This is a genomic window from Endozoicomonas sp. 4G (assembly GCF_023822025.1).
Classification (GTDB): Bacteria; Pseudomonadota; Gammaproteobacteria; order Pseudomonadales; family Endozoicomonadaceae; genus Endozoicomonas_A.
In genome coordinates this window covers 2,912,340-2,923,875 of the sequence record NZ_CP082909.1, presented here as the reverse complement: position 1 = coordinate 2,923,875, position 11,536 = coordinate 2,912,340, and the positions used below count along the sequence as shown (strand labels likewise).

The 11,536-nt window shown below is 50.1% G+C and carries 13 protein-coding genes; all 13 read left to right on the top strand.

What is annotated here, in order from left to right:
- Window positions 1-259 precede the first annotated feature (259 nt).
- Complete coding sequence (gene rpoE / locus K7B67_RS11385; protein ID WP_252180451.1) at window positions 260-844, top strand: RNA polymerase sigma factor RpoE; 585 nt, start codon at window positions 260-262, stop codon at window positions 842-844.
- A 152-nt stretch (window positions 845-996) separates the two neighbouring features.
- On the top strand, window positions 997-1,677 hold the full coding sequence (locus K7B67_RS11380; RefSeq protein ID WP_252180450.1) for a sigma-E factor negative regulatory protein: 681 nt from the start codon (window positions 997-999) through the stop codon (window positions 1,675-1,677).
- Window positions 1,678-1,681: 4 nt separating this feature from the next.
- A complete protein-coding gene (locus K7B67_RS11375; protein ID WP_252180449.1) occupies window positions 1,682-2,770 on the top strand; it encodes a MucB/RseB C-terminal domain-containing protein in 1,089 nt (362 codons plus the stop codon).
- Window positions 2,767-3,246, top strand: a complete 480-nt coding sequence (locus tag K7B67_RS11370; RefSeq protein ID WP_252180448.1) for a SoxR reducing system RseC family protein — start codon at window positions 2,767-2,769, stop codon at window positions 3,244-3,246. Before K7B67_RS11375 ends, K7B67_RS11370 begins: the two co-directional genes overlap by 4 nt.
- Before the next feature lie 72 nt (window positions 3,247-3,318).
- Window positions 3,319-4,740, top strand: a complete 1,422-nt coding sequence (locus K7B67_RS11365) for a DegQ family serine endoprotease (protein WP_252180447.1) — start codon at window positions 3,319-3,321, stop codon at window positions 4,738-4,740.
- Between the two features lie 178 nt (window positions 4,741-4,918).
- A complete protein-coding gene (lepA, locus tag K7B67_RS11360; protein WP_252180446.1) occupies window positions 4,919-6,718 on the top strand; it encodes a translation elongation factor 4 in 1,800 nt (599 codons plus the stop codon).
- A 65-nt stretch (window positions 6,719-6,783) separates the two neighbouring features.
- On the top strand, window positions 6,784-7,602 hold the full coding sequence (gene lepB / locus K7B67_RS11355; protein WP_252180445.1) for a signal peptidase I: 819 nt from the start codon (window positions 6,784-6,786) through the stop codon (window positions 7,600-7,602).
- Between the two features lie 91 nt (window positions 7,603-7,693).
- Window positions 7,694-8,071, top strand: coding sequence for a DUF4845 domain-containing protein (locus tag K7B67_RS11350; protein WP_252180444.1), 378 nt, complete (start codon window positions 7,694-7,696; stop codon window positions 8,069-8,071).
- On the top strand, window positions 8,068-8,757 hold the full coding sequence (gene rnc / locus K7B67_RS11345; protein WP_252180443.1) for a ribonuclease III: 690 nt from the start codon (window positions 8,068-8,070) through the stop codon (window positions 8,755-8,757). Before K7B67_RS11350 ends, rnc begins: the two co-directional genes overlap by 4 nt.
- Entirely contained in the window at window positions 8,754-9,695 is a 942-nt protein-coding gene (era, locus tag K7B67_RS11340) for a GTPase Era (RefSeq protein WP_252180442.1), read from the top strand. Before rnc ends, era begins: the two co-directional genes overlap by 4 nt.
- Window positions 9,695-10,408: a DNA repair protein RecO gene (gene recO, locus K7B67_RS11335; RefSeq protein WP_252180441.1), complete on the top strand. Its 714-nt coding sequence runs from the start codon at window positions 9,695-9,697 to the stop codon at window positions 10,406-10,408. The genes era and recO overlap by 1 nt, the downstream gene beginning before the upstream one ends.
- Complete coding sequence (gene pdxJ, locus K7B67_RS11330) at window positions 10,405-11,151, top strand: pyridoxine 5'-phosphate synthase (protein ID WP_252180440.1); 747 nt, start codon at window positions 10,405-10,407, stop codon at window positions 11,149-11,151. Before recO ends, pdxJ begins: the two co-directional genes overlap by 4 nt.
- Window positions 11,148-11,522: a holo-ACP synthase gene (gene acpS / locus K7B67_RS11325; protein ID WP_252180439.1), complete on the top strand. Its 375-nt coding sequence runs from the start codon at window positions 11,148-11,150 to the stop codon at window positions 11,520-11,522. Before pdxJ ends, acpS begins: the two co-directional genes overlap by 4 nt.
- Window positions 11,523-11,536: the final 14 nt, after the last annotated feature.

Below are 11,536 nucleotides of genomic sequence, written 5' to 3'. Positions count from 1 at the left end.
TCATCTAGTATATAGAAATTGTAGTGAGCACTATAGTACGCTTTGATGATCCGAATCAGTTTTCAGCCGATACTGTGAGATTTTTTAAATGAGTTCGGGAACTTTTTGGCCGAAACATGGTCACTATAAAAGAAGATAGAGTTAGAAGCGAAGAAATCTTTCTGTGGAAGGGGGGAGAATTTGGTCAGCAGGCCATAGCATCCGTTCCTCCCTCACATGCTCGCCCGTGTTTTTTTTGCAATAGTGGGGGATCCCCCCTATGGTAGAACATCCGCAGGCGGATCAGCAGCTCGTTAAGCGTGTACAGAAAGGTGATAAAGCGGCTTTTGATATGCTGGTGCTCAAATATCAGCATCGGTTGCTGGGGTTGGTGGGCAGTTATATCTCTGACTATCAGGAAGTGCAGGATGTAGCTCAGGAAGCTTTTGTTAAGGCTTACCGGGCCATAGACAAGTTTCGCGGCGACAGTTCCTTTTATACCTGGTTGTATCGGATTGCCGTCAATACTGCCAAGAACTATCTGGTTTCCAAGGGGCGAAAAATCCCTGAGTCTGACATTGATGTTCATGATGCCGATTTTCTGGATAGTGCCGCGTCACTGCGGGTGGTCGATACCCCTGAGCGTAATCTTTACCGGGATGAGATTGAGCAGGTGATTCATGATGTGATCCGACGTTTACCCGATGAGTTACGAACTGCTGTAATGCTGAGAGAGTTTGATGGTCTCAGTTACGACGAAATTGCCAATGTTATGGATTGCCCTGTGGGTACCGTAAGATCAAGAATCTTCCGGGCCAGAGAGGCGATTGATAAGGAAGTCGAACCGCTTTTGAGTCGAGGCTGACAGACAGCAGGCTATTACAGCCATGAGCCATTTAGAGCCATAAATTGAAGAGAATGACTTCCCCAGGGAACTGTTCTCTTGGTAAGTTGACTGAAACCGCTGATACTTTACGCACTGGGTATCAGCCAGACTGGATGACCAGAGGTATGCCTATGAGTGAGAAAGCATCTCACAATCATGCCCGGGAAAGGTTACATGAGTCACTGTCCGCAACAATGGATGGTGAGGCCGAGGAGTTTGAACTTCGTCGAGTGCTCGATAATATCGATGGCGATGAAGACCTACGGAGCAAAGCCCGCAGATACCAGATGGTGGGTGATGCGTTACGTCGCGAAACCAACGAATTTATGAATGTCGACCTGTCGACGGGTATCCGGAAGCAGTTGGAAGCTGAAGCACCTCATTCCATTGCGGAAGGAGCCTCTGTTTCCAGTCATGGGGTTTTGAAGGTTGTTGATCATTGGTGGTCTAAAGCCGGGCGAGTGGCGGTCGCTGCTTCTGTTGCAGCGGCTGTGTTGTTAGGTGTAGAAAGTTACCATGCCTCTCGGGAAGCTCCGCCTCTGGTGACATCGCTAACTGATCAGACGACATTGTCTCAGCCTGTTCAGGTTGCTCAGAATGGTTATGGTGCTGCTGGTATTCAGGCGGGATACAGTTCTCGTCAGCATAACACTATTACTCCGGAGCAGCTCGCTCAGGCACAGAGCGTAGCCGACAGGGCCATCAAAGAACGTTTCAGGGCTTACGCACTTCAGCACGCTGAAATGAGTGCCATGAACTCAGGACAGGGAATTCTCCCTTTTGCACGCTTGACCACTTTTGAATCACAATGAGTCTATGAAAGGAATTCGATTGAACAGGGAGCGCTTACTGCCATTGTTACTGGTTTTATTGCCAGCACTGGGGGCTCACGCTTTTCCTGTCGACCCGTCATCAAAATCTGCCCGGCAGTCACAAGAGCTTGCCGGGCAGTCATCCAAACCTGCCGACACGCCTGAAAAATGGTTGGAAACCATGGTTCAGGCCACTCAAAATCTTACCTATCGTGGACACTTTGTTTACCAACAGGGTGCTAATCTAGAAACCCTGGCAGTCACGCATACGCTTCAGAAAGTAGGTGATAAGTCAGAAGAACTGGAAAGTATTATTTACCTCGATGGATCGCCCAGAGAAATGATTCGCCAGGGCAGCAAAATTACTTTTGCCAGCGCTGGGAAGGAACCTGCAAGGTTTGAACATGAGTCTCTGGTTCCTATGGTGGGGCGTTTTACTTCCGGTAATTTTGGCAAACATTACAAACTGAAGCCTGCCGCTCTGGATCGGATTGCGGGACGGGAAGCGGTTCAGCTATTGGTAGTGCCAACGGATCGTTTCCGTTACGGCTATCAATTGTGGTTGGATCGCCGAACCGGCCTGCTGCTCAAATCCGTGATGGTGGACAGTGAAGGCAGGATCATTGAGAGAATGCAGTTCACCAGTCTTGAGTTTCCAGGAGAGTTGACCTCGAAAGAGTTGGCGCGATTAAAGCGGAAGCTGCCTGAGTCAGCGGATAAGAATGTGGTGAAACTGAACAGCAAATCTGTCCCTGAAAAGGCCGAATGGGGCTGGGAAGCAGGCTGGATACCCGAAGGTTTTTCACCTCGTGGTCACAGCAAGAGAAGCTCAGTCGTCAGTAATCAGAAGGTCGATATTTTAAATTTTTCTGATGGGCTGGCCAGTTTTTCAGTATTTGTTGAGCCGGACGAAACCCGGGTATTGAGTCAGGCTACCGAACAGATCGGTTCCATGGCGGCAGTATCCAAAGTCTTTCGTAACGGTGAAAAGTACTTTCATGCCACTGTCCTGGGTGAAATTCCGCTGGGTGCGGCGGAGAGAATAGCCGTTTCAGTTCGCCCCAGGGAGCAGAGCCAGAAGGCAGATAAATGATTGAGGAAGAAGGTAGAGTTGTGGCTGTTGAGCAGGGAGCTGTCTGGGTAGAAACCACTCGCAAAAGCACCTGTTCAAGCTGCACTGCACGTAATGGGTGTGGCCAGAATTTGCTGGAGAAGTATCGAGCCAGTAAGCAACAGTCGTATATCCGGGCGACCAATGATTTCTTCATTGAAGAGAGTGATCGGGTCGTCATAGGCATACCGGAAAGTGCCCTGATGAGAGCCTCGCTTCTGGTTTATCTATTGCCGCTGTCTGGCATGATGGGATCGCTCTGGCTGGCCACTGCTGTTGGCTGGAATGATTTTTTTACTGCCTTGTCTGCTATGGCGGGCCTTGCTGTCGGGTTTATTCCTGTGCGCAGGCTGAGCCGGTCAACCAGCGACATGTGTCGCGTTAGAGTAATAAGGGTACTACCCCGCAAAGTGGTCGGACATGAACTCATAACAAACAGTCAGTCCTGGTCCGCATAAACATTATAACCATTCATCCACAACCGCCCATTCTGGGTTTCTAACCACAGGATGTAAGGAGAAGTCAGGTTCATGAACAGGGTCAACCTTCTCTTCAGGAACTTTATTTATTTTCTGAGTCTTTCACTGCTTTCGGTACAAATGGTTCAGGCCAGGGAGTTACCGAATTTTACCCGATTATTTGAAGAAGCCTCCCCTGCTGTCGTTAATATCAGTACCCTATCGACACCAAAACAGAGTCGTGCACAGATTTATGGTCCCGGTGGTGAAGAACTGCCCGAGATATTCCGTCGCTACTTTGGTTTGCCCATGCCTGAAGCTCCTTCAGGTAAGCCGCGGCCAATGTCCCTGGGTTCCGGATTTATCATCTCTAAGGATGGTTATATTCTCACCAACAATCATGTGGTGGAAGGCGCAGAAAAAATCATTGTCAGACTGCATGATCGCAGTGAAAAAGTGGCTGAGCTGATTGGTGCCGACAAACGCTCTGACCTGGCGTTACTTAAAATCGAGAGTGAGGGCAATTTGCCTGTAGTCAAGATGGGTGACTCTGATGATGTTAAGCCGGGTCAGTGGGTAGCCGCTATCGGTTCTCCGTTTAACTTTGAGTACTCCATCACCAAAGGTATTGTCAGTGCTCTTGACAGAAGTCTGCCCAGCGATGCCTACGTTCCATTCATCCAGTCAGATGTGCCCATCAATCCTGGTAATTCCGGTGGGCCGCTGTTTAACATGAAGGGCGAAGTCATTGGTATCAATTCCCAGATATTTACCCGCTCCGGTGGTTTCATGGGATTGTCTTTCGCCATTCCTTCTGACCATGTTCAATGGGCTGTGGAACAACTTAAAGAAAAAGGTTACGTCACTCGTGGCTGGCTCGGCGTGGCTATTCAAGAGGTGGATCGTGACCTGGCAGAGTCCTTTGGTCTTAAAAAGCCAATGGGGGCCCTGATCACTCAGGTTGTCCCCGGTGGTCCTGCTGACAACGTCAAGCTGCATCCCGGCGATATCATTACCCGTGTCGATGGTCGCGAGATCATGAGGTCCAGTGCTCTACCCATGGCTATCGGTGTTATCGAGCCCGGCGACAAAGCGACTCTGGAACTGATTCGTGAAGGCAAGAGACAAACCGTCAGCGTCGAAGTGGGTGAGCTGCCCGATGAGCAGGGGCCGCATTCAGAGCGTCCTCTGGGTCCGAATATGAAAAAGAACCGCCTGGGCATCCAGGTTGAAGGCCTGAATGACGACAATCGCAACAAGTTGCGTCTTGACGAGGAGATTAAAGGCGTCGTGGTGACTGGTGAGGTGACAGGTGTGGGTCGATCCATTGGTCTTCGTCAGGGCGACATTATCACAAACCTGAACAACATCCGTCTTGAATCTGTTAAGGATTTCGACAAAGTGGTAGCTGACCTTCCCGAGGATCGCTCGGTTTCCATGAGAGTGGTTCGTGGTGGGCAATCCGCCTTTATTACCTTCCGGCTGACTGACTGATATCAGCTTTCAAGTCTTCAGGGGTGATCTGTATCTTCAGATGCTGTAGAATCCGCCTGAATATACAGCAGCTTCGCGGCTTTGTTTCAGGTTCGCGAAGACCCTGCAAGCTGAACAACTGTCCTCGTGAAAGAGATTGAACTCTGAGCGGGGACAAATTTTTTGTAGTGATGCAATCGTGAGCGACTTAAGTCATATCAGGAATTTCTCCATTATTGCCCATATCGACCACGGTAAGTCGACGCTGGCAGATCGCTTTATCCAGACCTGTGGAGGATTGAGTGACCGTGAAATGCAAGCTCAGGTTCTTGATTCCATGGAGCTTGAGCGTGAACGTGGTATTACCATCAAGGCCCAGAGCGTTACCCTGGACTATACCGCTAAAGACGGTATTACCTACCAACTGAACTTCATCGATACGCCCGGCCACGTAGACTTTTCCTATGAAGTTTCACGCTCTCTTTCTGCCTGCGAAGGTGCACTGCTGGTAGTGGATGCTGCCCAGGGCGTGGAAGCGCAGTCTGTGGCGAACTGCTACACCGCCATTGAGCAGGGGCTGGAAGTGATGCCCGTACTCAACAAAATGGATCTGCCTCAGGCAGAGCCTGAGCGTGTAGCGCAGGAGATCGAGGAAATTATCGGTATTGATGCCCTGGACGCCGTGCGCTGCTCTGCCAAGAGTGGCCTGGGTATTGACGATGTACTTGAGCGTCTGGTTCAGAACATCCCTGCTCCGGAAGGCGATATCAACGGTGAATTGCAGGCTCTGATTATTGATTCCTGGTTTGATAATTATCTGGGCATTGTCTCACTGGTGCGTGTTAAGAACGGCACTTTGAAGAAAGGCGACAAGGTGCTTGTCAAATCCACCGGCCAGACCCACGGCGTAGATAATATCGGTATCTTCTCACCAAAAATGGAGGCTACCGGAGCACTGAAAGCGGGAGAGGTGGGCTACGTTATTGCCGGTATCAAGGACATACATGGCGCTCCTGTCGGAGATACCCTGACGCTGGCAAAAACACCGGATGTTCCGGAACTACCAGGCTTCCAGAAGGTCAAACCCCAGGTTTATGCGGGTCTTTTCCCGGTCAGCTCGGACGACTTTGAGTCCTTTCGTGAAGCTCTGGAAAAACTGAGCCTTAACGATGCCTCCCTGTTCTACGAGCCGGAAAGCAGTGATGCCCTGGGTTTTGGTTTCCGTTGTGGCTTCCTCGGTATGCTGCACATGGAAATCATTCAGGAGCGTCTCGAACGTGAATACAATCTGGATCTGATTACCACTGCGCCGACAGTTATCTACGAAGTTGAGCTGAAAAACGGTGACCTGGTTGAGGTGGATAACCCATCGAAGCTGCCAGACCCCGCCGGTATTCAGGAAATCAGGGAGCCCATCGTTCAGGCAAACATCCTGGTCCCTCAGGATTACCTGGGTAACGTGATCTCGCTGTGTGTTGAGCGCAGGGGAGTTCAGAAAGATATGCAGTTTACTGGCAGTCAGGTAGCCATAACCTATGATATGCCTATGAACGAAGTGGTTCTGGATTTTTTTGATCGTCTGAAGTCTGTCAGTCGCGGTTTTGCTTCTTTAGACTATAGTTTTGATCGTTTTGAAGCGGCCAATATGGTGAAGCTGGATATCCTGATCAATGGCGAAAAAGTTGATGCTTTGGCTTTGATTGCCCATAGAGATCATGCGGTTTCCAGAGGTCGTTCACTGGCTGAAAAGATGAAAGAGATCATCCCGCGCCAAATGTTTGATGTAGCTATTCAGGCTGCGGTAGGTGGTCAGATTTGTGCACGGACCACTGTCAAGGCACTGCGCAAAAACGTGACGGCAAAATGTTACGGCGGTGATGCTTCTCGTAAGCGGAAGCTGCTTGAGAAGCAGAAAGCCGGCAAGAAGCGGATGAAGCAGGTGGGGCGGGTTGAAATTCCTCAGGAAGCTTTTCTTGCGGTACTTAAGGTCGATAAATAAGTCACCTTTAAGCGAGAAACGTTAATTTTGATAAAAAGAGATCAGGTATCTGAGAACAAATAACCATGGATATTAATTTTCCACTGCTGCTGGTGCTGGCGGTTTTTATTACAGGTCTGGTTGCGCTGTTTGACAGACTGGTTCTGTTGCCCAAAAGAAAGGCGGCGATCAAAGGCTTAAAAGACAGTACCGGTTCTGAGCCGGACCAGGAGACTCTGGGCAAGCTGGAGAGAGAGCCCGGTATTGTTGAGACCTGCAAATCGATTTTCCCGGTTCTGGCCCTGGTGCTGGTGGTGCGGTCTTTTCTCTTTGAGCCCTTTCAGATTCCTTCCGGCTCCATGATCCCAACCCTTGAGGTTGGCGACTTCATTCTGGTGAACAAGTTTGATTATGGGCTTCGCCTGCCCGTCATTGGTACCAAGATTGTCTCCATCAATGAGCCCCAGCGTGGCGATGTGATGGTTTTCAAAGAACCTGACAATCCGAATATTAATTTCATCAAGCGTGTTATCGGCATACCGGGTGATGAAATTCGCTATATAAACAAGCAGCTCACCATCAATGGCAAGCCCGTTCCTGAGAAGTACATCGCACAACTGAGCGATGCGAGTGGAGCTTACCAGTTGTTTGAAGAGACCATTGATGGCAAAAACTTTGAGATTCGCAAGGATTTGGGGCTGAGAAGTCTGCGGGCTGAAGGGGTCTGGATTATCCCGGAGGGACAGTATTTCATGATGGGTGACAACCGCGATCGCAGTAACGATAGCCGTTACTGGGGGACCGTACCCGAGAAAAATATTGTTGGTAAGGCCGTTTATATCTGGATGCACTGGCCAAGGTGGACTCAGCTGCCCAGTTTCAAGAATAATGGCACAATAGATTAATTATTCTCCCGGTTTGAATCTGCCTGCTGCTGGTAGGCAGGGTTAAGCCGGAGTTTAAAAAAGCGAACAATAATAACCCAGTGGAGGGGACATGAGCGTTGCAAAAAACAGACAAAAAGGACTAAGTACTTTGGGCTGGCTGGTAGCTATACTGGTTGGTGGTTTTATAATCATGTTGGCTCTTAAGGTGGTACCCATTTACTTGGATGATTACGCCATCAAGAAAGTGCTGACGTCTCTGGATACCAGACCCGATATTAGTGAAGCGAGTGCACCGCAGGTAAGGGAGTGGCTCGATAAAGGGCTGCAGACCAACCGGATCCAACTGGCCGGGGAGGAGTTGAGTGTTCTTCGGGATAAAGGTCAGCCAGTAGCGATTGCAATCAATTATGAGCGTCGTGTACACCTGATACACAACGCTGATCTCCTATTAACTTTTGAACATAACTGGAACGCTAAATCTCAGTGAAGACTGGTGAACTTGCCCGGCTGGAACGTCGGCTGGGCTATACATTTTCTGATCGCAGCCAGCTTGAGCTGGCTCTGACCCACAGAAGTTGCGGCAGCCGCAATAATGAGCGACTCGAATTTCTCGGGGATTCCATCGTCAACTTTGTCATCGCAGAAGCTTTGTTTGAGCGCTTTCCTGATGCCAGGGAAGGTCAGCTCAGTCGATTGCGTGCCCGCATGGTACGAGGGGTTACCCTGGCTGAAATAGGCCGTGAATTTCAATTGGGAGACTCTCTGCGACTGGGTTCGGGTGAGTTGAAGAGTGGCGGTTACCGTCGCGAATCCATTCTGGCAGACGCGGTAGAGGCGATTATTGGTGCCATCTACCTGGACGCCGGCATGGAAACTTGCCGTGAGCGTATTCGCAGCTGGTTTACTGATCGATTGGCAGGGCTCTCCGTAACCGATCAGCAGAATAAGGATCCTAAGACCCGTTTGCAGGAGTTCCTGCAGGCTCGTCAGAATCCTCTGCCAAAATATCGGGTTCTGAATATTGAAGGCGATGCCCATGATCAGGTGTTTACTGTCACCTGTGAACTGGAAAGTCTGGGTATCACCAGTGAAGGTCAGGGACCCAGCCGTCGAGGAGCAGAGCAACAGGCTGCCCGTTTTGCATTGGAAAAACTGCGAGTAGATAATCGATGAACACAGCCGTGACCGGATCTGAAACAGTGTCTGAAGGTCAACGATGTGGTTATGTGGCCATTGTCGGACGTCCCAATGTCGGTAAATCAACGCTTCTTAACCATATTTTGGGGCAGAAGTTGTCCATTACTTCCCGTCGTCCCCAGACCACACGACACCAGGTTCTTGGTATCAAGACAGAAGACAATGTGCAGACCATTTTTGTGGATACGCCCGGTATGCACAAAGTGGAAAAGAAAGCCATTAACCGTTATATGAACCGTGCTGCCAGCAGTGCGCTGACCGGTGTTGATGCCGTCGTGTTTGTTGTCGACCGTCTGACCTGGACTGAAGAAGATCAGCTGGTACTCACCAAGCTGAGTCATGCCAGGTGCCCGGTGATTCTGGTGCTGAACAAGGTCGACCGTTTAAAAGACCGCAAAGAAGAGCTGATGCAGTTTTTGCAGGAAGTTTCTGATAAGGCGAACTTTAAAGCCATTATTCCGGTGTCGGCTCTGCACGGTCATAACCTCAAAGACTTGGAAAAGTTGATTGATGATCAGATGCCTGAGAGCATTCACTTTTTCCCGGAAGACCAGATCACTGATCGCAGTTCCCGTTTTATGGCCGCTGAGTTGATTCGTGAAAAAATCATGCGTCAGCTGGGTGACGAACTGCCCTACGAAATGACCGTTGAGATCGAAGAGTTCAAGCAGGAGATGCGTCCGAAAGGCCCACTGCTGGTGATCAGTGGTCTGATCCTGGTGGAACGTACCAGCCAGAAGGCGATTGTTATTGGTGACAAAGGGGCCAGGCTGCGGCAGATTGGTCAGGAAGCCCGGATTGATATGGAAAAAATGTTCGACAGCAAAGTCATGTTGAATCTCTGGGTTAAGGTCAAGGGAGGCTGGTCTGACGACGACAGGGCCCTGAAAAGCCTGGGCTACGACTTCGACTGATGAATGAACTGAGCGCAGCCTGGATGCTGCACAGCAGGCCCTACAAGGAACGTTCTGTTATTGCTGAATGTCTGGTAAAAGACCATGGACGTGTTGCCATGGTGATCAGAGGTGTTCGTCAGGCAAAATCCCGCTCCTGGGCTATCCAGCCCTTTACCCGGCTTTTTCTCAGCTGGCGGGGGCGGTCAGAACTGAAAACCCTCAACAGTTTTGAAACCGCTGATGCTATTCATTTGCAGGGTCAGTCGCTCTACTGTGGTTTTTATCTGAATGAGTTGCTGATGCGCTCAGTACTGCCCGGGCAGCTCGTAGAAGGGCTGTTCGAATTGTACAGTGTCGTATTGGAGCAACTGACTACAGGGGTGCCTCTGCAACCTCTGTTGAGAGTGTTTGAGATGGAATTGCTGGAAATGACCGGCTACGCGCCATCGTTGATTTCTGATGCCGCATCAGGGGCGCAGATACAACCTGATCTGCTCTATGAATTCAGAGCCGGAGTGGGTTTTTTACCTGTTCTGACACTCAGGGAAAAAGACCGGCCCCGCTATTTTTCCGGGGAACTGCTGCTGTCTCTGGCAGCAAGACGTTTTGATAATGTTCAGTATTTTCCGGGCTATAAACGATTAACCCGTCTGGCACTGGCTCCCCTGGTGGGAGAGAAGCCGCTGAAAAGTCGGGAATTTTTCCGTACCAGGGAGAAGTTTGTCTTATGATTCCTCACAATCGCATCCTGCTGGGTGTGAACATTGATCATATCGCCACCATCCGTCAGGCCCGGGGAGGCACTTACCCTGATCCGGTTCAGGCCGTTATTGAGGCCGAGCAGGCGGGCGCTGATGGCATTACTCTGCATTTGCGTGAAGATCGCCGTCATATCCAGGATCGGGATGTCAGACTGATTCGCAATGTGCTTCAGACTCGTATGAACCTGGAGATGGCCGCCACAGAAGAAATGTTAGTCATCGCTGAAGAGGTTCTGCCGCACGCGGTTTGCCTGGTCCCCGAGAAGCGCGAAGAGCTGACCACAGAAGGGGGGCTGGATATTGTTGGACAGATGTCTTCCATCTCTTCAGCCTGCTCTCGAATGGCAAAGGCGGGTATTGAAGTTTCTCTTTTCATTGATCCGGATCTGGGGCAGATTGAGGCTTCTGCCCGGGCGGGTGCTCCTGTTATTGAATTGCATACCGGTGCCTACGCTGAAGCAGAAACACCTGAAGCTATGCAGGCAGAGCTGGAGAGACTCAAACAAGCCACTGAGTTTGCCCTGTCTAAAGGGTTAATAGTGAACGCCGGGCATGGTTTGAACTATCAGAATGTGGAGCCTGTTGCTGCTATCAATGGCATCAATGAATTGAATATTGGGCATTCTATTATTGGTCGTGCATTTTTTACCGGTTTAAAAACCGCTGTAAAAGAGATGAAGACCTTAATGCTGAGAGCTGCTCTCCATAAATGATTGCAGGCATCGGCACGGATATCGCCTCTATTGCGCGATTCAAGAAAATCCTGGAGCGGCGGGCCGAGGCTTTTGCCCGTCGTATTCTTACGGATTCCGAGCTGGAAATCTTTCAGTCTCATCCTCAGCAAGCCGCCTGGCTGGCGAAACGCTTTGCCGCCAAGGAAGCGGCTGCCAAGGCTCTGGGAACCGGCATCGGTAAAGTTTCCTTTCAGCACCTTGAGACATTCAGTGATGAGCAGGGTGCGCCTCATCTACGTTTTTTGGGGTATGCCCTGGAACTTCAAAAGGAGAGAGGGATAAAAGCGATTCATCTGAGTCTCTCTGATGAAATCGAATATGCTCTCGCGTTTGTTGTCCTTGAGGGCTGATTCTTTTATCTCTT